Source organism: Methylocystis suflitae (assembly GCF_024448135.1).
In the GTDB taxonomy this organism is placed as follows: Bacteria; Pseudomonadota; Alphaproteobacteria; order Rhizobiales; family Beijerinckiaceae; genus Methylocystis; species Methylocystis suflitae.
On the sequence record NZ_JAMRYX010000103.1, the window covers coordinates 1 to 25,736 of the forward strand.

Below are 25,736 nucleotides of genomic sequence, written 5' to 3' on the forward strand. Positions count from 1 at the left end.
CGTTTCATCGCCTTTCCTGGCCTCGACTTTCATCATCGTTCCAGGCCTTTGGAAAATTCAGCCGAGGCGCCGTTCCTCCCTCTCCCGCGTAGCGGGGGCGCCGAGCGCAGCGAGCCGGAGGGGGCGCAAATCTTACCGGTATTGCGCCGGGGCCTGCGGATTGTTGGCGGGATTGCTGTCGTGCTTGGTGAGCCGCGTCACCAGCGGGCCGCCGACGAGGGGCTGAAGTTCCGCCTCCAGCGCGTCGGCGACGTCCTTTCCATAGATTTCCTCACCGGCGACATGGATCGAGAAAGCTTTGCTGTGCTTTTCGATTTTCGCCGGGTCTTCGATCACCGCCTTGGTCCATTTGTAGAGCGGGAAATTCTCCTCGCCGCGCTGTTCGGCCGCGGCGACATAGTCGGAAAAGGCGTCGAGCTGGTTCCGAAGCTTCGCATTATGTTTGGCGAGAATGTCGCTGAGCGGTTTTAACGCCGGATTTTCCGGATCCTTGCGCGCGAGCTTGGCCGCCGCGTCGACGAGATTGACCCGAACCTGATATGCCCAGTCTTCGCTCATCCATCCACTCCCTGGGGGTGACCCGCGCGCTGCGCCTCTTTTTTACTTGCGCCTTATGAACCAAGCGGCGTCGGGGCTGAAAGAACCTATAGCAGATTGGTGAAAAGCCGCGATTTTCCACCCCCCCGGGGCGCCGCCAGACTGGCGCTGCGGCCAAGCTATCCCATTGTCGCCATTATGTTTAATCGTGCATGCCCTGGCACAAGGTGATTTTTTCAGCAATACTGTGTATAAGCGGTCCAGCGGCATCGAGGCGGCGCCGCACCTGGGAACGGACGTCGGCCACATTTCAGCCGCCTTGGCCTCGGACTTTGTCGGGTCGACGGCGCCTTACGAACGTCCCGCCGTCGAGTCGATAAGAGTGTCGACTGTTGAGCATCGACGTCGCGCCCTTCGAGGAGTCGGGGGCGGCCGTTTCGCGCGGAAAGCGCAGTCACGTCGCGCCGGCCCGGACGTTAAATTGCGGCCGCAAATAGCAAAGGGTGAAGATGCCGACCATCGCTCTCGTCGACGACGATCGAAACATTCTCACCTCTGTCTCCATCGCGCTGGAGGGCGAGGGGTATCGCGTCCAGACCTATACCGACGGCGCGCAGGCGCTCGACGGGCTGCGCGCCAACCCGCCCGATCTGGCGATCTTCGACATTAAGATGCCGCGAATGGACGGCATGGAGCTTCTGCGTCGACTGCGGCAGAAGTCGGACCTCCCGGTGATTTTTCTCACCTCCAAGGACGAGGAAATCGACGAGCTGTTCGGCCTGAAGATGGGGGCGGACGACTTCATTCATAAGCCCTTCTCGCAACGGCTGCTCGTCGAGCGCGTGAAGGCGATCCTGCGGCGCGCCAATCCCAAGGAGGCCGCGGCGCAGAAGGAATCGGAGGCCAAGGTCCTGGAGCGCGGCGCGCTGGTGATGGACCCTGAGCGCCACACCTGCACCTGGCGCGGCGATCCGGTGGTGCTGACCGTGACCGAATTCCTGATTTTGCAGTCGCTGGCGCAGCGTCCCGGCGTCGTGAAGAGCCGCAATGCGCTCATGGACGCGGCCTATGACGACCAGGTCTATGTCGACGATCGAACGATCGACAGCCACATCAAGCGATTACGCAAGAAATTCAAAGTGGTGGACAACGATTTCGAAATGATCGAGACGCTCTATGGCGTGGGCTATCGATTCAAGGAAGCCTGAGCTCTCGCGGAGGGGACGCGAGATGGACGCAAGCATCGAGGGTGACGGCGACGTGACCGCCGTCGGCGACCCGGCCGCGGAAGCGCCGCGTCCGGCGGTCCCGGCGCCCGCTCCTGCGCGCACCGCCGCGGCGGTGCGGGCCCGCCTGTGGCGGACGATCTCAGTGCGTTTGGCGCGGGCGCAGCGAACTGTGCAGCGAACGGTCCAGTCGCATCTTTCGTCCTCGCTCACCCGCCGCATCGTCGTTCTCAATCTTGGCGGGCTTGTCGCGCTGCTGGCCGGCTTCCTCTACCTCAACCAGTTTCGCGAAGGTCTGATCGACGCCCGCGTGCAAAGCCTGCAGACGCAGGGCGAGATCATCGCCGCGGCGGTGGCGGCCTCGGCGACGGTGGACACCGACGCCATCTCCATCGATCCGGAAAAACTGTTGAAGCTCGCGCCGGGAGAGAGCGCGAGCGGCGCCGACGGCGGGTCTCCGCTGGAGTTTTCGCTCAATCCCGAACGCGTCGGGCCGCTGCTGCGGCGTCTGGTGTCGCCGACGCGGCTGCGGGCGCGCATCTACGACCGCGACGGCTTTTTGCTGCTCGACTCGCGCTCCGTCTCGGGTCGCTCGAACATTCTGCGCTTCGAGTTGCCGCCCGCGGCCGGCCAGCCCACGACCCTCGACTCCTCGTCCTTCCTCGAAAGATCGCTGGAGTTTGTCCAGCGGCTGTCCCATCGGCCGGAGCTGCCGCTTTACGAAGACATCGGCATGGGCAATGGCAAAGCCTATCCTGAGGTCGATAGCGCGCTCGGCGGCCACATTCATTCGGTGGTGCGCGCCAACGCCAGGGGCGAAACCATCATTTCCGTCGCCGTCCCGGTCCAGCGCTTCCGGTCGGTGCGCGGCGCGTTGCTCCTCTCGACCATGGGCGGCGACATCGACGCCGTCATCGTCACGGAACGCTGGGGCATCATCCGCATCTTTCTGGTCTCGGCCGGCGTGATGCTGCTGATTTCGCTGTTCTTCACCAATACGATCACCGAACCGATGCGCCGCCTCGCCGAGGCGGCCGAGCGCGTGCGGCGCGGCGTGAAGTCCCGCCAGGAGATCCCGGACTTTTCAGACCGTCCGGACGAAATTGGCCATCTTTCCGGCGCGCTGCGCGACATGACGAAGGCGCTCTACAACCGCATCGACGCGATCGAGCATTTCGCTGCGGATGTCGCGCATGAACTCAAGAACCCGTTGACGTCTCTGCGCAGCGCCGTCGAGACGCTGCCGATCGCCAAGACCGAGGAGTCGCGCGACAGGCTGCTCGCCATCATCAAGCATGACGTCGGCCGGCTCGATCGTTTGATCAGCGATATTTCCGACGCGTCTCGTCTCGACGCCGAACTCGCGCGCGCCGACATGAACGTGGTCGATCTCGCGGCGGCGCTATCAACCGTCGTCGACTTGGCGCGCGCCGTGGATCGCGGCGACGGCGTCAAGATTCAACTGACCGTGCGCTCTTCTCAGTACGATGCGCCGCGCAGCCGCTGGCGCGTTCTCGGCAATGACTCGCGTCTCGGCCAGGTGTTCAACAATCTCATCGACAATGGCCGGTCGTTTTCAAAGCCCGGCGGCGTCGTGCGCGTGCTGCTGTGGCCGGAACGGGCCAAAGGGCCCGGCGGCCAGCAGATCGAGGGCTTCGAGATCATCGTCGATGACGACGGCCCCGGAATTCCCGACGGCGCCTTCGAACGCATTTTTGAGCGTTTCTACACCGACCGGCCGGAACAGGGGTTTGGCCAGAACTCGGGACTCGGGCTCTCGATCTCCCGCCAGATCATCGAGGCGCATGGCGGACGCATCCGCGCCCTCAACCGCACCCACGCGCATCCGCAGGGCACTGACGAGCGGCGCCTCGGCGACGCCGTGCTCGGCGCGCGCTTTGTCGTCTGGTTGCCTTCGGCGCGATGACGCCGCCGCCAGCGTCCGAATATATTCACGCGACTGCGCTGGTTCTCGGCGATTTCGGCCTGCTGCTGCGCGGGCCGTCCGGCGCCGGCAAGAGCGCGCTCAGCTTACAGCTTGTCGCCGACTGGCGGGCGCGCGGCGCTTTCGCGGCGCTTGTCGGCGACGATCGTATCGCGCTCGAAGCGCGTAACGGCCGTTTGATCGCCAGGCCGCACCCGTCGATCCGCGGCATGATCGAGGCGCGCGGTCTCGGGCTGTTACGCGTCGCCTATGAGCCGGCCTGCGTCTTGCGGGCCGTAGTGGACCTCCTCGCGTCCGGCGAGTCGCCGAAAAGATATCCGGACGAGGACGACGCAATGACTCGGTTGAGCGGCGTGACGCTGCCGCGTATGTTCGAAAACGCCGCAAACGTCGGGGTGGCGGCGCGGATTGCGGCTTACATTCAGAACGTTGCGACAAATTGACGGAGTCCTGCTGTTTTCGCTTGCCTATTTCGCCGCGTTGCACAAAATGTCGCCCCTGTTGAGCGGGGCGATCACGGCGGGCGCAACGGCTCCTCCTAGGATGCAATTTGGCTCCGTTCGCCCTTGCGGGCCGACGCATTTTACGAGACATCGGCGCGCAAGAGACGTCTTCATGAGTGGTAGGGTCGTATGATCGGAATGGTCTTGGTGACCCATGGCCACCTTGCCACTGAGTTTCGCGCGGCGCTCGAACACGTCGTCGGACCTCAAAAGCAGATTGCGGCGATCTCGATTGGGCCCGAGGACGATATGGAGCGCCGGCGCGGGGATATCATTGAGGCGATCCGCGAGGCCGACAGCGGCGACGGCGTGGTGCTGCTCACCGATATGTTCGGCGGCACGCCCTCCAATTTAGCAATATCCGTAATGGATGGCGGAAAGGTGGAGGTTCTCGCGGGGGTCAACCTGCCGATGCTCATCAAACTCGCGTCGGTCCGCGATACGCAACCTTTGGAGCAGGCGGTGCTGCAGGCGCAGGACGCCGGCCGCAAATATGTTTACATCGCCAGCAAAGTGCTCAACGCTAAATGAATGACCTCGTGACCGATAAATTGCATCAGGCTTCGGCCGAAGAGTCTCTGTCGCGGGAGCTCGCGATCGTCAACAAGAAGGGGCTGCACGCCCGGGCGACCGCCAAATTCGTGCAATGCTGCGAGAAATTCGACGCCGTCATCACTGTTTCGAGAGGCGACGAAACCGTCGGCGGCAGCTCGATCATGGGCATTCTGACGCTGGGCGCAAGCCAGGGCGCGACCATCACCGTCACCGCGACGGGCCCACAGGCGAAGGCGGCCCTCGACGCGCTGGAGACGCTCGTCGCCAATCGCTTCGGCGAGGACGAATAGCTCGGCGCAAGAGGCCGCCGGACGCGGCTGCAAGCGCGCGCTCGCCAAACCTTGCGCGCAAGCGGCCAGCTCTGTAGAGCGCGTCCGCCACAGTCGCCGCGTTATTTTGAAGGCAACGCGAAAGGTGCGATCCCTCGCACGTTGCTGAACCCTCCCCAGCTGGCAGGCGTCGTCAAATGTCGGTCTTTAAAGTTTACGTGCGGGTGCTGGGGCTGTTGCGGCCTCAGGCGCGGCTCGCGCTCATCCTGGTCGCGGCCAATCTCGCGCTCGCCGTCTCCGCCTTCGCCGAGCCGATGCTGTTTGGGCGCATCATCGACCGCATGACGCGCGCGCAAGCGCCCGGCGAGACTTTGACATGGAGCGATCTGCTGCCGCTCGTGTCCGCCTGGGCCGCCTTCGGCCTGTTTTCGATCGGCGGCGCCATTCTCGTCGGCCTCAACGCCGATCGTCTCGCGCATCGCCGCCGGCTCGCGATCATGTCGGATTATTTCGACCACGTTCTCAGCCTGCCGCTGAGTTTTCACACCAACGTCCACTCCGGACGTCTCTTAAAGATCATGCTCGATGGGGCGAACGCCATGTCGGGGCTGTGGCTGTCGTTCTTTCGCGAGAACTGCGCGTCCTTCGTCGCGCTGTTCGTGCTCTTGCCGGCGACGCTGTTCGTCAATTGGCGGCTCGGCTCCCTGCTCATGGCGCTTGTCGTGATCTTTTATTTCGTGACGAGCTTCGTCCTGCGACGCACGGAAGATCTGCAGGGACAGGTCGAGCGCTACAATTCGACGCTTGCCGAACATGCGTCTGATGCGCTTGGCAACATCCCGGTGGTGCAGAGCTTTACGCGCATCGAAAGCGAGTCGCATGCGCTCAACCGCATCATCGATGACGTCATCGCGGCGCAGATGCCGGTTCTCTCCTGGTGGGCCTTCGTCGCCGTCGCCAGCCGCGCCTCGGCGACGCTGACGATTCTGGCGATTTTCCTGCTTGGCGTCCTGCTGCATTTGCGCGGACAGGCGACGATCGGCGAGATCGTCGCCTTCATGAGCTTTGCAACGATGCTGATCGCCCGCCTCGAACAGGCGGTCGGCTTCGTCAATGTGCTGTTTCAGCAGTCCGCGAAGATTGCGGAATTCTTCGGCGTGCTCGACACGCCGGCGAGCGTCGCCGATCGCCCGCACGCCCGCGACGCGGAGCGGCTTGTGGGCGCGGTCGAATTCGACAACGTCACCTTTTCCTACGACGGACGACGGCCGGCGGTGCGCGACGTGTCGTTTGTGGCCAAACCTGGAGAGACGATTGCGCTCGTCGGCTCCACAGGCTCTGGAAAATCAACGACGCTCGCGCTCTTGCATCGGGCTTTCGATCCAGACAGCGGCTCGGTGAAAATCGACGGCGTCGACATCCGCGAATTCACCTTGAGTTCGCTTCGCCGCAACATCGGCGTCGTCTTTCAGGAGCCGATGCTGTTTGCGCGATCGATCGAGGAAAATCTGCGAATCGGCAATCCGGACGCGACGGACGAGGAGATCGCCCATGCGCTCGAACTGGCGCAGGCGACGGAATTCGTCGCGCATCAGAGCGACGGGCGGGCGACGCGCGTCGGCGAACGCGGCCGCTCGCTCTCAGGCGGCGAGCGCCAGCGGCTCTCGATCGCCCGGGCGCTGTTGAAAAATCCGCCGATCATGGTGTTCGACGAAGCGACCTCGGCGCTCGACGCGACCACCGAGCGGATGATCCAAAAGGCGCTGGAGGCGGCGATGAAGGGCCGCACGACCTTCGTCATCGCCCATCGGCTGTCCACCGTGCGCAACGCCGACCGCATTCTCGTCTTCGATCAGGGCGAGATCGTCGAGAGCGGCGGCTTCGATGAATTGGTGGCGAAGGGCGGCCGCTTCGCCATGCTCGCGGCGGCGCAGTTCATGACCGAGCCCACCGTTTCGACGACGCCGCTCGACGGTGTTTACGAAGCGACCGCGCCGCAGCCGGCGGGGTGAGGATGCAAGCGCGCTGCGGAGAAGCAAGCCAGCGACGGATAACCGCGAATCAGTCGAAATAAAAAAGCCGCGCCCCTTTCGGGACGCGGCCATAGGCTTCAAAAACGCGATCTTCTTAGCGGATCACGTAAGGCAGCAAGCCCAAGAATCGGGCGCGCTTGATCGCCTGGGCGAGTTCGCGCTGCTTCTTGGCCGAAACGGCGGTGATGCGCGAAGGCACGATCTTGCCGCGCTCGCTGATGTAGCGGGACAGGAGACGCGTGTCCTTGTAGTCGATCTTCGGCGCGTTGGCGCCGGTGAACGGGCAGGACTTGCGGCGGCGGAAGAAGGGGCGGCGCGGGGCGGTGCTCATTCGACCTCTCCTTCAACCTTGCCTTCTTCGCGGCGCGGGCGACGCTCGGGACGATCTCCCCGATCCCCACGATCGCCTCTGTCGCCGCGCGGGCCGCGGCGCTCGCCGCGGTCGTCGTCTTCACGTTTGCGAAGCTGGGCGGAAGGACCCTCCTCCAGCTCGTCGACGCGCAGCGTCAGCACGCGCAAAATATCTTCGTTGATGCTCTGCTGGCGCTGCATCTCGGCGATCGCCGCCGGCGGCGCGTCGATGTTCATCAGGGTGAAATGCGCCTTGCGGTTCTTGTTGATCCGATAGGCGAGCGACTTGACGCCCCAATATTCGATCTTGCCGACCGTGCCGCCGAGCGACGTGATGACATTTTTGAACTGCCCGGTCAGAGCCTCCACCTGCTGGGGAGAAACATCCTGACGGGCGAGATAGACATGCTCGTAAAGAGGCATGGATTTTCGCCTTTCCGTTGCCGCGAGCCGCTCCGGCGCCAAGCCCTTCGAGCGATTCTTGGGGACCTGCCCCGGAAAGGCTCGAGAAGGAAAGTTCGAAGGCGGAGGCACGGGAAGGCGGGAATTTAACCCCTCGCTCGTTGAGCTACGCATATTCTCGTCCGAAAACCGCTTTGCACTTTTCGGGAATATGCGATCTCTGTGCATATTCTTGTCCGAAAACCGTTTTGCGCGTTTCGGGAATATGCGCTCGAGCGCTTCCGTTCAGCCCCCGGCCGGGAACGTCGCGATCGGCGGTTTATACGCGGCTTTAAGCAGGATGCAAGAGCGCAGGGCCTCACGGCTTGCCGCAGGGCGGCTAGGCCAGTATGGTCGCGCCGTCAAGCCGCCGCCAGGAGAGACGAGATGACGCGGAAATTCCGAGTGTTCGCGCTGCTGGCGGCCCTCTCCGCGCTGCTGTCGGCCTGCGACAAATGCGGCGGCTTTCAGGAATTACGCGTTCCCGGCCAGCCGCACGCCTGCAGGGACGGCGTGGCGCGCTGACGCATTATCCCCAGCCAGAGCGCAAGCCGTTTTGATATAGACTGTCGTCCTGACGATTAGGCGCGCCGGAGTCGCCGTTTGCCCAACGCCAGCACCTTCCTCGACATGAAGCGCCGAGGCGAGAAGATCGTGGTCGTCACCGCCTATGACGCGCCGACCGCGCGCATCGAGGCGGAGGCCGGCGTCGACATTATCCTCGTCGGCGACAGCGTCGGGGTGAATGTTCTGGGCTATGCCCATGAGCGCGAGGTGACGCTCGCCGATATGGCGCATCACATCGCGGCGGTAAGGCGCGGCGCTCCCGAGATCTACATCATCGGCGATTTGCCCTATGCGACCTATGACACGCCCCAGCAGGCGATCGAAAGCTCGCGCCTGCTGCGCGAGGCTGGCGCCAATTGCGTGAAATTCGAGGGCGCGCGAGTTGAAATCATGCGCGCCTTGACGGCGGCCGGCTTCGACGTGTGCTCACATCTGGGCCTCGAATCGCAGCATCATGACGTGAAGCGGCGCCAGGGCAAGACGGCGCAGGCCGCCGCGAAACTCTATGACGACGCGCTGGCGCTCGACGCCGCCGGACAGAAGTTTGTGGTGCTGGAGCTCGTGCCGCAGGAGCTCGCGGCGCGCATCACGCAAGCGATCGGCGCGCCGACGATCGGCATCGGCGCCGGCGCGGCGACGGACGGACAGGTGCTCGTCGTCAACGATCTCGCAGGGATCACGGCGCGCGAATTCAAGCACAACCGCCGCTACGGCGCCGTTGGCGCGGCGCTGCGCGAGGCCGTCGAGGCCTATGCGCGCGACGTTCGCGCCGGGCACTTTCCGGCGGAGGAGCACGCCTTTCATATGGCCGACGACGAACGGTTCGCCTTCGAGCGCGCGGCGGGTCTTAAGCCGCTCCGATGACGACGGGCGGCGCGCCGGCAAGACGCCGGCGCCACATGTCTTCAAACAGCGATTCCAGCGCGCGCGTGTAGGCATGGACGTCGAAAAGCGCCGTCGTCAGGCGATTGGCGGCGAGCTTTTCCCGCAGTTCGGCGTAACGAACGGGATCTCCCGCCAAGACCAGCGCGATCTCCAAATATTCATCAAAATCCGCCGCGATCAACTCGGGCAATCCGATCGCATGCAAGAGGCTCCCGGCCACGCGCGAGGGAAAGGTGTCGCCTGCGCAGGTCACGATCGGCACGCCCGCCCAAAGCGCGTCGCTCGCCGTCGTATGTGAGCCGAAGGGCGCGGTGTCGAGCGCGAGATCGGCGAGTTGCAGGCGGGCCAGATGTTCGGCCTGCGGCAAATGCGGCGCGAAGATCATCCGCGCCGCGTCAATTCCGCGTCTGCGCATTTCATTGCGCAGATTGCCTTCCGCCAGCATCGCCGCCGAAAGCCACAGCACCGCGCCCGGCGTCGCCTCGAGCAGTCGCGCCCAAAGGTCGAAGATGAAGGGCGTGAGCTTGTAGGCCTGATTGAAGCAGCAATAAACGAAGCCTTCCGCCGGCAGACCGGCGGCGGCCCGCGAGGGCGGCGCGCGCAGCGGCGTCCCGCGCCCATGCGGCTGATAGGCGTGTGGCAGATAGGCGAAGGCTTCCGAATAGGCCGACGCCGACGACGGCGGCGTGACATAGCGATCGGTCACGATGTAATCGCACACGCCCGTTCCGAGCGTTCCGGGATAGCCGAGATAATTGACCTGAACGGGCGCGGGCCGCAGCATCATCACGCTGGTGCGCGCGCCATGGGTGAAGCCCTTAAGGTCGATCAGAATATCGACGCCATCGGCATTGATGAGGCGCGCGGCCTCAGCGTCGGTCAGCGCCGAAATGTCGGCGAAAGCGTCGAAGGCGGCCTGCAGCCGCGTTCGCATCGCCCCCTCGACGCCGCAATAGCTGTAAGCGCGAATCTCGAAGCGGGCGCGATCATGCGCCTCGAGCGTCTCGACGAGAAGATGCGCGGTCGCGTGCTCGTGGAAGTCGTTTGATAGATAACCGACACGAATCCTGCTGCGGGTGGAGAGATCGAAGCGCATCGCGAGGCTCGCGCGCAGCGGCCCGGCCGCCAAAAGCCGCGCGGCGGTCCAGCTCTCGGAACAGGCGCGCTGTTCGCCGGCGGTGATGCCGGGCTCCGACAGCAGGAGGAAGGGGGGCGTCGCCGGCCCATCCGGCATGGCGAGCGCCGCCCGAATTTGCGGCGCGGCAGTGTCGAAATCGTCCCATTCGCACATGGCGCGGCTGCGAGATATGGATTTCATGGCGCCCTTTCGCGGGGCCAATCGCACATCAGCCGGCCTTCGTGCGCGAAGCGATTTCCATGCCGCCCGGCGATCGTCGTCTTGGCGAGTTGCCAGGACCGCCGCCGCTAGAAGATATTCCTTTGCCGCGCCATCATTCAGGCGGGCGGTCCGCAACAAGGCTCATCATGACGTCAGCCACGATCTCGAGAGAAGCGCCGGTCGGACTCCTTCTCGTCAATCTCGGCACGCCTGATGCGCCCGATGTCGCGGCGGTGCGGCGCTATCTGGCGGAATTTCTGTCCGATCGCAGAGTCGTCGACCTCCCGCGCGCGCTTTGGCTGCCGATCCTCTATGGCGTCGTGCTCAACACCCGCCCGGCGCATTCGGCGAAGCTCTATGAATCGATCTGGAACGCCGACACCGGCGAGGGTCCGCTGAAGACCTTTACGCGCCTGCAAGCCGAGAAGCTGCAGGCGCGGATGGGCGATTCCCGCCTCATCATCGACTACGCGCTGCGCTACGGCGCGCCGTCGATCGCGGCGCAGATCGAATCCTTGATCGGGAAGGGCTGCGCGCGGATCGCGGTGCTGCCGCTCTACCCGCAATATGCGTCGTCGACCACGGGCTCCGCCGCCGACGCCGCTTTCGACGCGCTGCGCGAGATGCGCAAGCAGCCGGCGCTCCGCATCGGCGCGCCCTATTACGACGACCCCGCCTATATCGACGCGCTCGCCGCAAGCATCAGGCGCGCGCGCGCCGCGCTCGATTTCGAACCGGAGGTCATCATCGCCTCGTTCCATGGCCTTCCGCAGGCGCAGATCGATCGCGGCGATCCTTATCGCGATCACTGCGAAGCGACATGGCGGCTGCTCTGCGAACGGCTGGGCATGAACGCCCAAAGCCTGCGTCTCGCCTTTCAGTCGCGCTTTGGGCGCGCGCGGTGGATCGAGCCCTATACGTCGAATGTGGTGACCGAGCTTGCAGGCGCCGGCGTCAAGCGCATCGCCGTCGTCGCGCCGGGATTTTCCGCTGATTGCCTTGAGACGATCGAAGAGCTTGGCGTTGAAATTCGTGATCTCTTTCTTCAAAAAGGCGGCGAGAAATTCGCCCGCCTGCCCTGTCTCAACGACAGCGACGAAGGCATGGCGCTGATCGAGACTTTGGCGAAGCGCGAGATTGCGGGCTGGATATAATACGGATTCAGGCTGATCCATTCGCTCGGACCATGTCATTCCCGGCAGGCCGCAGGCCTGACCGGGAATCCAGAGAAGCCGATCCAACAATGTTGGTTTTGCACTGAATTACCGATCGCGCGTTGCGCGCGTCGGGAATGACATCGGAGCCGTGCAAAGAGAAATTCGTGTCACGCGCCAATTGCCGACATTAAGCTCCGCTATCTTCGCGACAATTGGGTCAACAATCCGCGCAGCGGCTGAAACTCGAAGCGCACCTCATGGCGCCCTTCCGGAATAGGGACGGCGCGGAACATGACGTTCGCGCGCAGAATCGGCGCCTCTGCGTCGTCCACGCGCGCAAACCACCACGGATGCCAGACGTCGTTCAAAATAAGCCAGCCTCCGCCTGGAGGCGCGCTGGCCTCGGCGACGACGCGGCCGTTCTCATAGGAGAGGATTTTCGCCGTCGCCGGCGGCGCATCTTTGCGCGTATGGCAGATCGGCGGCGTCTCCAGGAGCACCGTCTCGCGATAGTCCGCCTCCGGCCATTCGCCGCTCTTCATCATCGCGGCGAAATCGACGTGGATGGCGCAGGTGGCGAGCATGACGCGCGGCATGGCGCGGGGATTTTCGTAAATGCGAACGTTGCCGATGCGCGTGAGTTCGACGAAGTCGCCGTGCTTGTAATTCTCGTCGATCTCTTCGATGGGCACCCCGGTCGCGACAAATCGCAGACCGAGCATGTCCGACAGGACCGAGCGATAGGCAGGATAGAGCTTGGAAAACTCACGCTGCTCAGGAAGCGCGAGATGGTCTCCGGCGCCGGTTACATCTTCGAACAGCCGAAGCCGGATAGGATTATAACCGAGAGTATGATCAAAGCCGTGGACGAGCGACGCATTCGGCCAATGGAAATCGATCGCCGCAAGTTCGACGCGGTCGCGACGATCTGGCCCCGCCGTCTCCTTGAGCTTGCCGCGCAGATAGGCGATCACCGGATCCTTGCCGTCGACCCGCAAGGCGTCGAACTGTTCAGGCGGCAAGGCCGTCGATTCATTGGGTCCATTGCCGATTGTAAGATCGACGCTCATCAGCGTGGCGACCGCCGCGAGCAGATACGGGCCGCGCAACAGCCCGTCGCGAGTCGCGAGGATAAGCGCGACAGCGAGCGCGGCAAAAATCGCGCTTGTCGCCAGCGGCCAGGAGGCTTGGTCAAGATGCCCCTTGGCGGCCGCGACAAGCAGCGCGACAGCGAAGAGCGCGGTGACGGCGCCGATAAGCCATGCCGTGCGCGGCGCGGCTTCGCCCCGCTCAATGAGATTGAAGCCATAGCCCGCGAGGATGGCGAGCGTCGCGCCGAGCAAGAATGTTGCGTCGGCCGGCCGCCGCCATAGGTCGACGCCCGGCAGATGATAGAAGAAGGCGAAGGCCGGCGTATAGCGGCCCAGGCCGTAAAGGGCGAAAAACAGCGCGGCGGCGGCGAAGAAGCGGATTTCCTTATTCGAAAAGAAGCGCCTGCCCAGCGCCGCGATCAACGATACGAGCGTCAGTTCGCCCATATAAAGATCCGTCATATTCCGCGCGAGGAAAAGGTCGCGCTCGCCGGCCGGGGGCCCCCAGAAGTTTTTGAGCGGTCCGTCCGTTCCGAACATATTGGCTGAGATCAGCGTCCAGAAGGAGCCCGGCGGCAGCGAGCCCTTGAATGCGCCGTCGAGATCAATCTCGGGTCGGTTTGAATGCGCGGCGAGATTCAGCGTGAACGCAAGCGGCACGGCGATGATTGTCAAACCGACGAGCGCGCCCGCCGCAAGCGGCGTGACCGCGCTGAGTTTGGGCAGGTCATCCGTCGCGACGCGATAGGCGGCATAGGCGGAAAGCATCAGCACGCCCAGGAACGCGACCTGGTCCCGTCCCAGCACCAGCAGTGCGGCGGCGGCGCCCGCCGCGGCGCCGTAGAGCGCCGAGCGCCGATCGAGTCCCCGCGCGAGCAGCCACAGCGTGACCGGAAGCCAGGCGAGACTCATGATCTGCCCAACATGCTGAATTCGCCACGCCGCCGAGCCGCCAAAAGCGAATGCGAGAGCAGCGAGCAATCCTCCCGCGGCGCTCCAGCCGCGATCGCGAAAATAGGCGATGAGCGCAAGGCCGCCCATGGCCAGCATCGCGAAGACGATTGCGTCGGCCAGGACGAAAGACGGTTCGGGAACGAGCGCCGCCGCCAGCAGGAAAAACGGAGAAAAGATCAGCGATTGCGGATCTGCGATCTGCGGCATCCCCGCAAAGACATGCGGCGTCCAGAACGGCGACTGGCCGCTGTGCAGGGCGTGGGCAAGAAAGGCGAACTGCGGAAAAAAATGCGCTTTCGCGTCCCAGGGAATGGTGACGCGCCCGGAAAGCCAGGGAAAGGCGAGCGCCAGCGCGCAGACGAGGAAGAACGCCGCCGTGAGGGCGTAGGGCTGACCTTCCGGGCGGCCGGCGCTTTTACCGATTCGTTGCATGGCCACAGTTCTAGCGGCTTCAGGCCATGGCTCAAAGCCGCGCTTCAGGCGCCCGCCTGAGGCCGAAGCGCGCAGCGAGCGCGTCGATATCAACCGTCGCACGGCGCTTGTCATCCGATTCCAGCAGGAGGCGCAACCCCATGCCGCGCAGCATGTCAATAAAGGCGATGATATCGGGGTCGTCGGCCGTTCGGCCGAAGAGCGGCGCGAGCTGCTCGGCCACGCCTCGAGCATGCGCGGCGAGCGTTGCGCGGATTTCCGATTGGTCGCTCGCCTGAGCCACGACGCTCAAGAAGAAGCGCATCCTGTTGCGGTCGAACATGAGCGCGCGCACCGCTTCGACAGGATCGACGTCGCTTCCGGTCGAACCGCGCTTGCGCTTATGCGCCTGCGCATGAGACGCCTCGAGCGTCGCGGCGAGCAAATCCGTCTTACGCGGAAAATAATAGGTCAAATGCGACTGCCGCAGTCCAGCCGCCGCGGCGACGCGGGTTTGGGTCAGCGCGGAGACGCCCTCCTTCCTGAGTATTTTCAGGGCAGCGTCCAGAATACGCTGACGCGCGCTTTTTTCCACTATCGCCATTCGCGTTCAATCAAACCTTCGCCGCGCCAGCGTCGTATCAAAAAAAACGCACCGCGGAAACGCCTCTCACGCTTGCGCCAGCTTATATTGGTAATATACCAATTTGGCGCACCACGCCGGCGCTGGAGAGGATTGATGAGATTTTTTCTTGTTGGGATGATCAGCGCGGCGGCGTGCCTGAGCGCGCGGGCCGATGAAGGGTCCGAGGCGGCGCGCCGCCTGCTTTTCGAAACATTCGACAAGCCCGAAACGCGCCTGTTCGTCGACGCCATCGTCGTCGAAGGCAACGCCGCCGTCGCCGACTGGCGCCAGGGCGAACTCGGCGGCCGGGCGTTTCTTACGCGTAAGGGCGATGCGTGGAGCATCTCGCTTTGCGCCGGCGACGCCCTAAAGGACAGCGCCACGCTGGAAAAGCTCGGCGTTTCGAAAGCGAACGCCGAGGCGCTTTCAAGGCGCTTGGCGGCTGAAGAAAAGCGGCTCTCGCCCGAGGTCGTCGAGCGATTCTCCCGATTTGACGGCATGGCCGCCGTCGAGGCGGATGGGAGCCATTCGCCGCTCGATCCGCATCACAAGCCCCTTCCCTAACTGTCGCTCACTGTTGCGCCGAAGCAACAGCAACCGGAAATACGTCCCTCAAGCCAGCCGAAGCGTTGCGCCGCATAATTTGGTATATTACCAACATTCGGGTTCGGCGCTCTGGACGCCCCTTCTTTCACGCCTTCGGCGAGACGCAGCCACGAGGATACGAGACAAGATGGCGGCCCTTGCGAGAACGCCTCGCTCGATGATTTTGCGGCGCATCGGGGCCCTTTGCATCGCGCTGCTTTTTGCGTTCGCGGCGGTTTCATCCTCGGCGCCGGCGCATCCCGCGCATGCGCCGCAGGGGACGGCCGTCCACTGCACGGATACCTCCCAACCTGCGCCGACGAAGCATCCTTGTGGCGGCGAGCAATGCTGTTCGCTCTGCGGTCATAGCCAGAAAGACCTGGTTTTTCCCTTTTTCGCATCCGTCTCTGGCGCCATCGCCTATACGCCTCCGCGCGCCGCAAGCCGCGCGTTCTGCGCCCTTCAGGCGCCGCCCACCAAAAACGTCCGCGCACATTCGCGCGCCGCCCCGCGCGCGCCGCCCCGCTTCTCCTGATCACGACAGTCTTCCCCTAACGATCGCGCGGCGAGACGCCGCTCAGGAGATTTCCATGTTCCGGACCGGCTTGCTGCGCGGCGCCTGCGCCGTCGCCCTTCTTTCTCTCGCGGACTCGAGCGCCTCTGCGCAACAGAGTCTGCCGACCATCGACATTGGCGGCGCCAAGCCGCGTGTCCCCGGACGCGGCGGCGGTCGCGCCCCGGCCACGGCGACGGCGCCAGTCCCCGCCACATGGACGCAAACCGGCGGAGGCGGCTCGCTCACAGTGCCGTCTGTCGCCGAGCAGCGCCGCGAACTCGAGCGCACCGTCGGCTCGGCCGCCTTCGTCGACGCCAATACGCCCGAGATTCAAACCCGCTACGTTCACGACCTGCGCGACGCGCTCAAGGACGTCCCAGGCGTCTATGTCGAAAGCCGCTACGGCCAGGAACTGCGTCTTTCGATCCGCGGCTCAAATCTGACGCGCGACTTCCATCTGCGCGGACTGGAGCTGCTGCAGGACGGCATCCCGATGAACTCCGCCGACGGCGGCGGCGACATGTATCAGATCGATCCCAAATATTTTCGCGCGATCGAAGTCATGAAAGGCGGCAACGCCCTCGCCTATGGCTCCTCGACGCTCGGCGGCGCCATCAATTTCATCTCGCCCACCGCCTATACGGCGCTCGCGCCGAACATGGTGTCGCTTGAAGGCGGCAGTTATGGAACCGTGCGCGGCCAAGCGCAGATGTCGCGCATCATCGGCAATTTCGATTTTCTCATCAACGGCACGTTTACGCATGCCGACAACTACAGAAAACATTCGACGACGGACTACACGCAGCTCAACGGCAATCTCGGCTATCGCTTCTCCAACGATCTCGAAACGCGGTTCTATTTCGGCGTCTATGACACGTGGCAATTGCTGCCCGGACAACTCAATCTGTCCGACGCGCGCAATGATCCGCGCCTGTCGCTGCCGCCATTTCCGCCGGGTTTTGGACCGGACGGCTTTGGCGCCAATCAGGCGCGAAACGTCAAGAACTGGCGCATTTCGAACAAGACCACGATCCTGAGCGAAATCGGCCGCATCGACCTCAACAGCTGGTACACGCACAATTATCTCTATCATCCGATTTTCGTGGTCATCGAACAGGAAGGCGGGACCTGGGGAGTCACGCCGCGTCTCGCCTCGAATTTCCTCGTCGACGGCCACCCCAACGAACTCATCCTCGGCGGCCGCGTCTGGGGCGGATCGTCGAGCGACAACTGGTTCGATAACTACAATGGCGTGCGGCTCAATCCCTACGGCGGGATCCCCGCGAACTTCGCCAACGCGCAATTCTCCTTTCCGCCCTATTCGTTCAACGGACTCGCGCAATTTGGCGCGGCGAATTCGTGCTTCGGCTTCTGCGGCCTGTTCATCAATCCGGGATTGGATCCGCGTCTGCGCAACAACCGCGCGACGGCGTTCAATCTCGAAGCCTATTTCGAGAATCGCCTGCACATCACGCCGCAGCTCACCTTCATGTCCGGCGCCAAGCTTTTCGCCGATACGCGCCGCTATGCGGTTCTCGGCGGCATTCCCTTCGAGCCCGTTCCCGGCGTGTCGGACCAAGTCTACCGCGGCATCGTGCCCAAGGTGGGTCTGATGTACGAACCGACGCCGGACATTCAGTTCTTCGCCGACATGACCGGAAGCCGCGATGTGCCGGACTTCATCGACCTGACGCAAGGCGTGTTTCCGCCGCCGCGCGACGGCACGAAATTCACGCCGCTCGCGGCGCAGAAAGCCTGGACCGGGGAGCTCGGCGCGCGCGGCAGATGGGACCGCTACACCTGGGACGTCACCTTCTACCATTCGGAACTACAGGACGAACTGCTGAAATTCACCACAAATCCCGGTCTCGGCATTCCGGCGACGACGTTCAACGCGAAGCGCACCATGCACCAGGGCGTCGAATTCGCTGCGAGCGCCGAACTCTTGCGCGATATTTTCGCGCCGGATGCGGGCGACGCGCTGAAGCTGTCGCAGGTTTGGACCTGGAACGATTTCCGCTTCGTCGGCGATCGCGACTTCGGCGACAATACGCTGGCCGGCATTCCGCGCCACGTCTTGCGCACCACGCTGTCCTATTGGCGGCCCGACGGCCTCTATCTCGCGCCGCAGATGGATTGGGTTCCGGGAGGCGCTTACGTCGACTACGCCAATACGCTGCAGGCGCCGGGCTATGTCTTGCTGGGCGTCCAGGCCGGCATGAAGCTGCCCTACGGTCTCTCGTTCTTTGTCGAGGCGCGCAATCTGACCAACCGCCACTACATCAGCGACGTGACCACGATCGTCGACGCCCGCGGTCTCGACCCGAGGGTCTTCTATCCGGGCGCGGGACGCGCGATCTACGGAGGCTTGCGCCTCGCGTTCTAGCTCGGCGACGTTTGGGCGATCGGTGCGGCGGGCCATATATAAGGCTGGCGCGCCGGCCGCCTTCGCCGGTCCGATCAGGGCGCACTGCTTGTCGATTCACGCGACGCCGGAAAATCTCGCCGCTGGGCGGACACGCGCGCCAATGCTGCGCGTCGAGGGGCTTAAGAAATCCTATCCTACGCCGCAGGGCCGCATTCCCGTGCTGCGCGGCGTGGACTTCACCCTCGCCGCCGGCGCCAGTCTGGCGCTGACCGGCGAATCCGGCAGCGGCAAGAGCACGCTGCTGCATCTGGTCGGCGCGCTCGACGACGCCGATTTCGGCGAAATCGTTCTCGATGGCGTCGCGCTGACGCGGCTTTCGGAACATGCGCGGGCCGCCGTTCGGCGCGAGAAGATCGGCGTCGTCTTTCAGCAGTTCAATTTGATCCCGAGCCTGACCGTCGGCGAAAACCTGGGCTTCCAGGCGCGACTTGCCGGCCGCTACGATCCGGCGTGGCAGGAAGAACTCACCGCCCGTCTTGGTCTTGCGACGTTCGCCGCCCGATATCCTGAGGAGCTGTCAGGCGGACAGCAGCAGCGCGTCGCCATCGGCCGCGCCCTCGCCGTACGCCCGAGGCTTCTGCTCGCGGACGAACCGACCGGCAATCTCGACGAAGCGACCGGCGACGCCGTCATGGCGCTCGCGCTCGATCTCGTCGCCGCGACCGGCTGCGCCTTTCTGATGGCGACGCACAGCGAACGACTTGCAGCGCGATTGCAACGCCGCGTGCGGCTGGAATCCGGTCTTCTGGCGGCGCAATGAAACGAATTCCGACCGATCCGTTCGCTTGGACCGTGTCATTCCCGGCAGGCCGAAGGCCTGACCGGGAATCCAGAGCCAATCCAAGAACGCTGATGGTGCTCTGGATTCCCGATCGCGCGCTGTGCGCGCGCGTCGGGAATGACATCCGAGCCGTTCGAACGGATGTCATATGAGAGAGACGGTCTGGACGCTCGCCGCGCTTATCAGCCACTGGCGCCGACGCCCAGGCAACCTCGCGACGCTCGTGCTCGGCCTCGCCATCGCCACGGCGCTGTGGAGCGGCGTGCAGGCGCTGAACGCTCAGGCCCGCAACAGTTATGACGCCGCGGCGAATGCGATTTCGGGCGGCGGCGCGAGAACGCTCGTCGCCGCTCGCGGCGGCCTGTTTGACCAGGAGCTCTTCGTGAGACTGCGCCGCGCAGGCGTCACCGTCTCGCCAGTCTTGGAAGGCGCCGTCCGGATCGGCGAAAAGAATGTTCGGATCATCGGCGTCGAGCCGGTGTCGCTGCCGCGCCGCTCCCCGATCGCGCATATGCGAAGCCGCGCGGACGTTCTGGAAGAGTTCTTCACCGGCCCAGGCCGCAGCTTTGTCGCGCGAGAGACCTTGCGGCGGCTCGATCTCGCCGAAGGCGCGCAGCCGCGCACCGAGCGTGGTGAGCAACTCCCGCCGCTTGCGGCGCTCGCTGAAGCGCCCCCCGGCGCAATCATCGTCGACATCGGCGTCGCGCAGCGCCTGCTCGATCGACCCGGAAAACTCTCGCGTCTCGTCATCGCCGACGAGGAGACGTTCGACGAGGCTCGGCTTAAACGAGTCGCCGGCGATGCTTTGCGACTCGTCGCGGAGGATGATAGCGATCTCGCCCGCCTGACCGAGAGTTTTCACCTCAATCTCACCGCCTTCGGCTTTCTTGCGTTCCTCGTCGGACTGTTCATCGTGCACGCCGCTTACGGCCTCGCATTCGAACAGCGACTACCGACCCTGCGCACCTTGCGCGCGCTTGGGGTTGGCCCTCCTCATCTCGTCGCGGCGATGGCCTGCGAAATCGCCGTCCTGACGCTCTTGGCGGGAGGCGCAGGCGTCCTCGGCGGTCATGCAATCGCGCAGGCGCTTCTGCCGGACGTCGCAAAAAGCCTCGAGAGCCTCTACGGCGCGCAAATCTCCGATCGCCTTACGCTCGATGCGCGCTGGTGGCTCTCCGGCCTTGCGATGGCGGGCGCCGGCGCGACGCTCGCGGCGGCGAGTGGCCTGACGAAAGCATTGCGGCTGCCGGCGCTGTCATTCGCGCGTCCTATGGCCTGGCGCGGCGCGCATCACCGCTATTTGCGCCGGCAGGCGGCGCTCGCGGCGCTTGCCCTTGTTGCGGCGGCCGGCGCATACGGCTTTGGCGAAGGCCTTGCGTCCGGCTTCGCGATCATCGGCTTGGCGCTTCTTGCCGCGGCTCTTTCCCTGCCCATCGGACTTGCCGGCGCCCTGGCGCTTGGCGAGCGGTTCGCGCGCAGGCCGCTCGCGCGCTGGTTCTTCGCGGATGGACGTCAGGAAATTTCCGGTCTTTCACTTGCGCTGATGGCGCTGCTGATTGCGCTTGCGACCAACATTGGCGTTGGCGGCATGGTCGAGGGCTTTCGCCAAACGTTCGAGCGCTGGCTCGACGCGCGCCTCGTCGCCGAAATCTATTTCGAAGCGGCGACGCCCGCCGATGCGCGCGACATCGAGGCGTGGGCGCGCACGCAGCCCGACATTGCCGCAATCCTTCCTGTCTGGCGCGCGAAAACGCGCATCGGCGGATGGCCCGTCGACATCGTCGGCATGACGCCTCACGAAACCTATACGGCGCATTTTCCCTTGATCGACGCCGCGCCGGACGCTTGGACAGCGCTGCACGCCCAAAACGCCGTTCTCGTCAGCGAGCAACTGGCGCGCCGGCTCAGTCTGGCGATCGGCGAAACCCTGGACATTCCGACGACTGGGCAAGACTTGCGCGCCCGCATCGTCGGCGTCTTTCCCGATTACGGCAATCCGAAGGGCCAGCTGCGCATCGATCACGAGAAGCTGAAGCGCTATTTCGACGACGCCTCCGGCGTGCATTACAGCCTGCGCGTCGATCCCGCCGCCACGGCGCGCGTCATCGAAAACATGCAGCAGCGCTTTGGCGGAAAAATCGCGCGCATCGTCGATCAGGCCGACGTCAAAGCGCTGTCGACGGACATCTTCGAGCGCACATTCGCCGTCACGACGGCGTTGAACACGCTCACGCTGATCGTGTCCGGCGTCGCGCTCTTCGCGAGTCTGCTGACGCTCAGCGACATGCGACGCGCCCGCATCGCGCCAGTCTGGGCGCTCGGCGTGACGCGGCGAAAGCTGGCGGCCCTGGAAATGGCGCGGGTCATGGCGTTCGCCGCCGGCGCCGCGGCTTTCGCGATCCCTCTCGGCCTGTTCATGACCTGGTGCCTCGTGGCCATCGTCAATGTCGCCGCCTTCGGATGGCGACTCCCCTTCCATATGTTTCCGGCGCAATGGCTTGCCGTTTTCCTTATCGCGCTCGGGGCCGCGTTCTTTGCAACGCTCATTCCCGTCGCCAGGCTCGCGCGCGTTTCGCCGACCGAACTGCTCAAGGTCTTCTCTAATGAACGCTAAGTCCCCGAACGGTTCTCCCGAACGACGCTCGGCGATTTCGAGGCGATCCGCGCTTCTTCTCGCGCTGTCGTCGAGCGGCGCGCTGGCGGAAGGCTTCGGCGGTCTTGGCGCGACGGCGCCCGGCTTCGCGATTCCCCGACCTGGAACGCAGCTCGCGTTTCCAAGAGACCATGGCGCGCACCCCGAATTTCGCACCGAATGGTGGTACGTCACCGCAAATCTAGCGGGCGATGACGGCGCCGCATACGGCGTCCAATGGACGCTCTTTCGCTTTGCAATGCAGCCAAATGCGGCGCGGGCCGGCTGGGACGACCGCAATGTATGGATGGGTCATGCGGCCGCGACGAGCGCCGCCGAACATCTCTTCGCGCAGAAATTCGCGCGCGGCGGAATTGGACAGGCGGGCGTCGAGGCGGCGCCCTTTCGCGCCTATCTCGACGATTGGGTTCTTGAAACGCGCGACGATTCTGCGGACGCCGGAATCGAGCGGCTGCGCGTTTCCGCGGGGGACAAAAATTTCGCCTATGCGCTCGATCTCACAGCGAAGGGACCGATCGTTCTGCAAGGCGAAGGCGGCTACAGCCGCAAGTCCGAGGCTGGACAGGCCTCCTATTATTACAGCCAGCCGTTCTTTACGGCGGAAGGCTCGTTGTCGATGAACGGACGCAAAATCCAGGTCTCCGGCCGCGCCTGGATGGATCGCGAATGGTCGAGTCAGCCGCTGGGCCCCGATCAAAAAGGCTGGGACTGGTTTTCGCTGCACCTTGAGGGTGGCGCCAAGCTGATGCTGTATCGCATGCGCAGCGTCGAGGCGGCGCCGTTCCTCTTCGGAAACTGGATCGACGCCGAGGGCGCAACGTCGCCGCTCGCGCGCGAAGGCATCGCCATCGAGCCTCTAGAGACGATACGCATCGGCGATCGCGCCGTGCCGATCCGCTGGCGCGTGAAGATCACAGGTCGTGGGATCGACGTCGAGACGCGGCCGCTCAATCCAAGAAGCTGGATGGGAACCGATTTCGCCTATTGGGAAGGTCCGATCCGCTTTACGGGTTCGCACAGCGGCGTGGGCTATCTCGAAATGACGGGCTACTGAGATTCCGCGGCCGCGCGAAAGAAGCTCATAAAAACGCCTCGCGTATCCCGAAGCTTCCTCAAATGCACGGCGGCGAGTTCCGACAGCCGCCGGTCGCCCGCCCGCGTGATGACGACGAGCGATCTACGACGATCGCTCGGATCGGTCTTTCGCCTGACAAGCTTCGCCTGCGCCAGGCGCGAGACCAGCTCCGCCGCGCTGTGATCGCGGATCATCAGCTGCTCGGCGAGTTCGCCGACGCTGATGTGTTTTGCGCCGCGATAGGTGCGCACTACCAGCAGCGCCTGATACCATTGCACGGTCACGCCATGATCCGCGGCGACCTGTTCGCTGAAGGCTAAGAACCTTCGCAAGGCGGAGCGAAATTGCGCGAGCGCGGCCAGGTCGTCTTCACTTGGCGCCTTGCGTGGGGTCCCTTGCGGCTGATCGCAGAGAGTCAAATGAAACCCCTTACTTCCCGAGTCGTTCTCGCGCTGGGCGACTCATTTGAGAATTAAAGAAATAATATGCGCGCCGCGCCCGCGGGTCGATTCTGGCCCGCGTTGAAGCGCGCTTTATAAGCGCGCGAGGACGTCGTCAATCTTTGCAAGAAAAACATCGTGCGCGCGACGAGAAGATTGGCGATACGGGCAGCGGGCGACGCTGAAATCTACGCGCTTGCGACGCTGCTGCAAGTCGCGACCCACGGCCCCGGCGCCCGCATTGAATCTATCTTAGGGACTTCCCTCGAAACTTTGGCGAAACTCGCCGCAGCGAGCCGATCTGGAGAGACGCTTATGTCGGAAAAGATCATCGTTTCGAGGGATCTCGGGGTGTTGCGCCTGCTGATGAACCGCCCCGAAAAGAAGAATGCCCTTGATCGCGAAATGTATCGCGCGCTGATCGCCGCTCTCGACGGGGCGGCCCGTGACGAGACGGTGCATGCCGTCGTCTTCGCCGGCGCGGGCGGCAATTTCTCCGCGGGCAATGATCTCGCCGACTTTCGCGATTTTGCTCCTGGCCGAGATATTGCTCCTGGCGCAGAGATTGGCGCAGAGATTTTTCCGGCGCTGACCTTCGTTCGCGCGGCGGCGGCCTTCGGAAAGCCGCTCGTCGCCGCCGTGAGCGGGGACGCCGTCGGCGTCGGGACCACCCTGCTCTTCCACTGCGACCTCGTCTACGCCAGTTCGGAGGCGCGCTTCACAATGCCGTTCATCGACCTCGCCCTGCCGCCCGAAGGCGGCGCAAGCCTGCTGGTTCCGCAGCGCTTCGGTATGGCGAAGGCGTCCCAATATCTGCTGCTTGGCGAGAGCTTCGACGGCGCCGAGGCGCTGCGTCTGGGCCTCGTTAACGCGCTGGCGCCGTCGGAAGGCGTGCTCGATCTTGCGATGGACGCCGCCCGGCGACTCGCGGCAAAGCCCAGCCAGGCGCTTTTCGCGGCGCGGCGGCTGATGCGCGGCGAACCGAACGACATATTGTCGCGCATCGACGCGGAAGCGGCGCTTTTCGCCAAGGCGCTGACGTCGCTCGAAGCGCGCGAGCGCTTCGCCGCCTTTTTCGCGTCCCGGACGCGCTAGGCTTCAGCGCGACGCGACCTTCGCCGCTTGCGTTGCGAACAGGCTTCTCCCAAATAATAGGCGGACATACGCGCCCGCGCCGCCAAGGGCGGGCGCTCACATGGGCTGATTGGAAAATTATGCGCGATCCTTACGACGTTCTCGGCGTGCCCAAATCGGCGAGTCACGCCGAAATTAAAAAGGCATATCGCCAGCTCGCCAAGAAATTCCACCCTGACCGCAACAAGGACGATCTGAAGGCCAAGGAGCGATTTTCGGAAATCAACTCCGCCTATGAGATCGTCGGCGACGAGACGAAGAAGGCGCAATTCGACAAGGGCGAAATCGGTCCGGACGGGAAACCCCGCTTCACCGGCTTCGAAGGCTTCGGCGCCGGCGGGGGCGCTGGCCCCGGCGGCTCTACCCGCGGTTGGCGCACAGGCGGCGGCGCGCCCGGCGGCGATCAACATTTCGAGTTTCACTTCGGCAATGAGGCGCCCGGCGGCGGGCGCGCGGGCTTTGACCCTTCCGACCTCTTCGCGGATCTATTCGGCGGCGGCGGGCGGCGGCGCGCGGGGCCCCAGCCGACCCGGGGCGACGACGTCGTCGCCACCGCCACCGTGCCGCTGGAAACGGTCGCGCACGGCGGCTCGGCCCGAGTCATTCTGCCCAGCGGCCGCACGCTGGAAGTCAAAATTCCGGCGGGAATCGAAGACGGCAAGCAGATTCGGCTGCGCGGCCAGGGCCAGCCCGGCTCCATGGGGGGCGAACCCGGCGATGCGCTGATCACCGTGAAGGTCGCGCCGCACCCATACTTTAAGCTGGATGGCCGCGACCTGCGGTTGGAGCTGCCGGTGACGGTTTATGAAGCCGCGCTCGGCGGACGGGTTCCGACCCTGACTCTGGACGGCAAGGTGGAGCTGACCATCCCGCCGCACTCCAACAGCGGGCGCGTGCTGCGACTACGCGGCAAAGGCCTTCCGGCGAGCGACGGCAAAATAGCCGGCGACCTCTATGTCTCGCTGAAGATCATGCTGCCGGAAACGGCGTCGAGCGATCTCGACGCGCGGATGCGGGAATGGCGCGACGCGCACCCTTACGATCCGCGCGCCAAAATGTCGTGAGGTCCTCGGTTATTTAACCTCGGCAGGCGTCGCCGCGACCGCGGCGGCAGCCGCTTCCGCCGCGGCCTGCATCGCTTCGGGCGCCAAGGCGCCAACGAGCACGAAGGCGAAGCCGCCAGCCCGCCATTCTA

23 protein-coding genes are annotated in these 25,736 nt (G+C 64.4%); 16 read left to right on the forward strand and 7 right to left on the reverse strand.

Going from position 1 to position 25,736, the window contains the following annotated elements; translation table 11 throughout:
- Positions 1 to 132: 132 nt before the first annotated feature.
- Complete coding sequence (locus tag NEI07_RS08885) at positions 133 to 558, reverse strand: hypothetical protein (protein ID WP_256034092.1); 426 nt, start codon at positions 556 to 558, stop codon at positions 133 to 135.
- 488 nt (positions 559 to 1,046) lie between these two features.
- Between NEI07_RS08885 and NEI07_RS08890 the strand changes: the two genes are divergently transcribed.
- The 6 genes from NEI07_RS08890 (at position 1,047) to NEI07_RS08915 (ending at position 7,047) form a co-directional block, all read left to right on the forward strand.
- Positions 1,047 to 1,745 carry a response regulator transcription factor gene (locus NEI07_RS08890; RefSeq protein WP_014890774.1) on the forward strand — a complete coding sequence of 233 codons (699 nt, stop codon included), beginning with the start codon at positions 1,047 to 1,049 and terminating at the stop codon, positions 1,743 to 1,745.
- Positions 1,746 to 1,767: 22 nt separating this feature from the next.
- Positions 1,768 to 3,690 (forward strand): sensor histidine kinase, encoded by a 1,923-nt coding sequence (locus tag NEI07_RS08895; protein WP_256034093.1) that lies wholly within the window; start codon positions 1,768 to 1,770, stop codon positions 3,688 to 3,690.
- Positions 3,687 to 4,151 (forward strand): HPr kinase/phosphorylase, encoded by a 465-nt coding sequence (locus NEI07_RS08900; RefSeq protein WP_256034094.1) that lies wholly within the window; start codon positions 3,687 to 3,689, stop codon positions 4,149 to 4,151. The genes NEI07_RS08895 and NEI07_RS08900 overlap by 4 nt, the downstream gene beginning before the upstream one ends.
- 189 nt (positions 4,152 to 4,340) lie before the next feature.
- Positions 4,341 to 4,742, forward strand: coding sequence for a PTS sugar transporter subunit IIA (locus NEI07_RS08905; RefSeq protein ID WP_014890777.1), 402 nt, complete (start codon positions 4,341 to 4,343; stop codon positions 4,740 to 4,742).
- Complete coding sequence (locus NEI07_RS08910; RefSeq protein WP_256034095.1) at positions 4,739 to 5,056, forward strand: HPr family phosphocarrier protein; 318 nt, start codon at positions 4,739 to 4,741, stop codon at positions 5,054 to 5,056. Before NEI07_RS08905 ends, NEI07_RS08910 begins: the two co-directional genes overlap by 4 nt.
- 176 nt (positions 5,057 to 5,232) lie before the next feature.
- Positions 5,233 to 7,047, forward strand: a complete 1,815-nt coding sequence (locus tag NEI07_RS08915) for a glucan ABC transporter ATP-binding protein/ permease (protein WP_256034096.1) — start codon at positions 5,233 to 5,235, stop codon at positions 7,045 to 7,047.
- Between the two features lie 115 nt (positions 7,048 to 7,162).
- On the opposite strand, the gene rpsR is transcribed toward NEI07_RS08915, so the two are convergent.
- Together rpsR and rpsF are read right to left on the reverse strand one after the other, a co-directional pair.
- Positions 7,163 to 7,399, reverse strand: coding sequence for a 30S ribosomal protein S18 (rpsR, locus tag NEI07_RS08920; RefSeq protein ID WP_014890780.1), 237 nt, complete (start codon positions 7,397 to 7,399; stop codon positions 7,163 to 7,165).
- Positions 7,396 to 7,842, reverse strand: coding sequence for a 30S ribosomal protein S6 (gene rpsF, locus NEI07_RS08925; protein WP_256034098.1), 447 nt, complete (start codon positions 7,840 to 7,842; stop codon positions 7,396 to 7,398). Before rpsF ends, rpsR begins: the two co-directional genes overlap by 4 nt.
- 405 nt (positions 7,843 to 8,247) lie before the next feature.
- Here rpsF and NEI07_RS08930 point away from each other — a divergent pair, with 405 nt between their 5' ends.
- Both NEI07_RS08930 and panB read left to right on the forward strand, forming a co-directional pair.
- Positions 8,248 to 8,385 (forward strand): hypothetical protein, encoded by a 138-nt coding sequence (locus NEI07_RS08930; RefSeq protein ID WP_170162538.1) that lies wholly within the window; start codon positions 8,248 to 8,250, stop codon positions 8,383 to 8,385.
- Between the two features lie 78 nt (positions 8,386 to 8,463).
- On the forward strand, positions 8,464 to 9,291 hold the full coding sequence (panB, locus tag NEI07_RS08935; protein ID WP_256034099.1) for a 3-methyl-2-oxobutanoate hydroxymethyltransferase: 828 nt from the start codon (positions 8,464 to 8,466) through the stop codon (positions 9,289 to 9,291).
- Here panB and NEI07_RS08940 read toward each other — a convergent pair.
- Positions 9,275 to 10,630 (reverse strand): O-linked N-acetylglucosamine transferase, SPINDLY family protein, encoded by a 1,356-nt coding sequence (locus NEI07_RS08940; RefSeq protein ID WP_256034101.1) that lies wholly within the window; start codon positions 10,628 to 10,630, stop codon positions 9,275 to 9,277. The genes panB and NEI07_RS08940 overlap by 17 nt on opposite strands.
- Before the next feature lie 167 nt (positions 10,631 to 10,797).
- On the opposite strand from NEI07_RS08940, the gene hemH reads away from it, so the two are divergent.
- A complete protein-coding gene (gene hemH, locus NEI07_RS08945; RefSeq protein WP_256034102.1) occupies positions 10,798 to 11,805 on the forward strand; it encodes a ferrochelatase in 1,008 nt (335 codons plus the stop codon).
- Between the two features lie 200 nt (positions 11,806 to 12,005).
- Here hemH and NEI07_RS08950 read toward each other — a convergent pair whose 3' ends face one another.
- Together NEI07_RS08950 and NEI07_RS08955 are read right to left on the reverse strand one after the other, a co-directional pair.
- Positions 12,006 to 14,285, reverse strand: coding sequence for a YfhO family protein (locus NEI07_RS08950; RefSeq protein WP_256034103.1), 2,280 nt, complete (start codon positions 14,283 to 14,285; stop codon positions 12,006 to 12,008).
- 31 nt (positions 14,286 to 14,316) lie between these two features.
- Positions 14,317 to 14,868: a TetR/AcrR family transcriptional regulator gene (locus NEI07_RS08955; protein WP_256034104.1), complete on the reverse strand. Its 552-nt coding sequence runs from the start codon at positions 14,866 to 14,868 to the stop codon at positions 14,317 to 14,319.
- A 135-nt stretch (positions 14,869 to 15,003) separates the two neighbouring features.
- Here NEI07_RS08955 and NEI07_RS08960 point away from each other — a divergent pair, with 135 nt between their 5' ends.
- The 5 genes from NEI07_RS08960 to NEI07_RS08980 all read left to right on the forward strand — a co-directional run bounded on the left by NEI07_RS08960 (position 15,004) and on the right by NEI07_RS08980 (position 22,946).
- Positions 15,004 to 15,453, forward strand: coding sequence for a copper uptake system-associated protein (locus NEI07_RS08960; RefSeq protein ID WP_256034105.1), 450 nt, complete (start codon positions 15,004 to 15,006; stop codon positions 15,451 to 15,453).
- A 611-nt stretch (positions 15,454 to 16,064) separates the two neighbouring features.
- Complete coding sequence (locus tag NEI07_RS08965) at positions 16,065 to 18,416, forward strand: TonB-dependent receptor family protein (protein WP_256034107.1); 2,352 nt, start codon at positions 16,065 to 16,067, stop codon at positions 18,414 to 18,416.
- A gap of 142 nt (positions 18,417 to 18,558) precedes the next feature.
- Complete coding sequence (locus NEI07_RS08970; protein ID WP_256034112.1) at positions 18,559 to 19,218, forward strand: ABC transporter ATP-binding protein; 660 nt, start codon at positions 18,559 to 18,561, stop codon at positions 19,216 to 19,218.
- A 169-nt stretch (positions 19,219 to 19,387) separates the two neighbouring features.
- The gene (locus NEI07_RS08975) at positions 19,388 to 21,853 is read left to right on the forward strand and encodes an ABC transporter permease (protein WP_256034108.1); all 2,466 of its coding nucleotides are present in this window, start codon (positions 19,388 to 19,390) and stop codon (positions 21,851 to 21,853) included.
- The gene (locus tag NEI07_RS08980; protein ID WP_256034109.1) at positions 21,843 to 22,946 is read left to right on the forward strand and encodes a lipocalin-like domain-containing protein; all 1,104 of its coding nucleotides are present in this window, start codon (positions 21,843 to 21,845) and stop codon (positions 22,944 to 22,946) included. Before NEI07_RS08975 ends, NEI07_RS08980 begins: the two co-directional genes overlap by 11 nt.
- Here the strand turns inward: NEI07_RS08980 and NEI07_RS08985 are convergent.
- Positions 22,940 to 23,299, reverse strand: coding sequence for a MarR family winged helix-turn-helix transcriptional regulator (locus tag NEI07_RS08985; protein ID WP_256034110.1), 360 nt, complete (start codon positions 23,297 to 23,299; stop codon positions 22,940 to 22,942). The two genes, NEI07_RS08980 and NEI07_RS08985, sit on opposite strands and share 7 nt — an antisense overlap.
- A gap of 423 nt (positions 23,300 to 23,722) precedes the next feature.
- Between NEI07_RS08985 and NEI07_RS08990 the strand changes: the two genes are divergently transcribed.
- A complete protein-coding gene (locus tag NEI07_RS08990; RefSeq protein WP_256034113.1) occupies positions 23,723 to 24,502 on the forward strand; it encodes an enoyl-CoA hydratase-related protein in 780 nt (259 codons plus the stop codon).
- A gap of 119 nt (positions 24,503 to 24,621) precedes the next feature.
- Positions 24,622 to 25,605, forward strand: a complete 984-nt coding sequence (locus NEI07_RS08995; protein WP_256034111.1) for a DnaJ C-terminal domain-containing protein — start codon at positions 24,622 to 24,624, stop codon at positions 25,603 to 25,605.
- Positions 25,606 to 25,736: the final 131 nt, after the last annotated feature.

Bases quoted from the DNA above. Each gene is read 5' to 3' on its own strand.
- NEI07_RS08990 (WP_256034113.1), top strand. From the start codon at position 23,723: ATGTCGGAAAAGATCATCGTTTCGAGGGATCTCGGGGTGTTGCGCCTG.
- NEI07_RS08910 (WP_256034095.1), top strand. From the start codon at position 4,739: ATGAATGACCTCGTGACCGATAAATTGCATCAGGCTTCGGCCGAAGAG.
- NEI07_RS08970 (WP_256034112.1), top strand. From the start codon at position 18,559: ATGCTGCGCGTCGAGGGGCTTAAGAAATCCTATCCTACGCCGCAGGGC.
- NEI07_RS08960 (WP_256034105.1), top strand. From the start codon at position 15,004: ATGAGATTTTTTCTTGTTGGGATGATCAGCGCGGCGGCGTGCCTGAGC.
- hemH (WP_256034102.1), top strand. From the start codon at position 10,798: ATGACGTCAGCCACGATCTCGAGAGAAGCGCCGGTCGGACTCCTTCTC.
- NEI07_RS08980 (WP_256034109.1), top strand. From the start codon at position 21,843: ATGAACGCTAAGTCCCCGAACGGTTCTCCCGAACGACGCTCGGCGATT.
- NEI07_RS08995 (WP_256034111.1), top strand. From the start codon at position 24,622: ATGCGCGATCCTTACGACGTTCTCGGCGTGCCCAAATCGGCGAGTCAC.
- NEI07_RS08975 (WP_256034108.1), top strand. From the start codon at position 19,388: ATGAGAGAGACGGTCTGGACGCTCGCCGCGCTTATCAGCCACTGGCGC.
- NEI07_RS08915 (WP_256034096.1), top strand. From the start codon at position 5,233: ATGTCGGTCTTTAAAGTTTACGTGCGGGTGCTGGGGCTGTTGCGGCCT.
- NEI07_RS08895 (WP_256034093.1), top strand. From the start codon at position 1,768: ATGGACGCAAGCATCGAGGGTGACGGCGACGTGACCGCCGTCGGCGAC.
- rpsR (WP_014890780.1), bottom strand. From the start codon at position 7,399: ATGAGCACCGCCCCGCGCCGCCCCTTCTTCCGCCGCCGCAAGTCCTGC.
- NEI07_RS08890 (WP_014890774.1), top strand. From the start codon at position 1,047: ATGCCGACCATCGCTCTCGTCGACGACGATCGAAACATTCTCACCTCT.
- NEI07_RS08905 (WP_014890777.1), top strand. From the start codon at position 4,341: ATGATCGGAATGGTCTTGGTGACCCATGGCCACCTTGCCACTGAGTTT.
- NEI07_RS08950 (WP_256034103.1), bottom strand. From the start codon at position 14,285: ATGCAACGAATCGGTAAAAGCGCCGGCCGCCCGGAAGGTCAGCCCTAC.
- NEI07_RS08885 (WP_256034092.1), bottom strand. From the start codon at position 558: ATGAGCGAAGACTGGGCATATCAGGTTCGGGTCAATCTCGTCGACGCG.
- rpsF (WP_256034098.1), bottom strand. From the start codon at position 7,842: ATGCCTCTTTACGAGCATGTCTATCTCGCCCGTCAGGATGTTTCTCCC.
- NEI07_RS08930 (WP_170162538.1), top strand. From the start codon at position 8,248: ATGACGCGGAAATTCCGAGTGTTCGCGCTGCTGGCGGCCCTCTCCGCG.
- NEI07_RS08940 (WP_256034101.1), bottom strand. From the start codon at position 10,630: ATGAAATCCATATCTCGCAGCCGCGCCATGTGCGAATGGGACGATTTC.
- NEI07_RS08900 (WP_256034094.1), top strand. From the start codon at position 3,687: ATGACGCCGCCGCCAGCGTCCGAATATATTCACGCGACTGCGCTGGTT.
- NEI07_RS08955 (WP_256034104.1), bottom strand. From the start codon at position 14,868: ATGGCGATAGTGGAAAAAAGCGCGCGTCAGCGTATTCTGGACGCTGCC.
- NEI07_RS08965 (WP_256034107.1), top strand. From the start codon at position 16,065: ATGTTCCGGACCGGCTTGCTGCGCGGCGCCTGCGCCGTCGCCCTTCTT.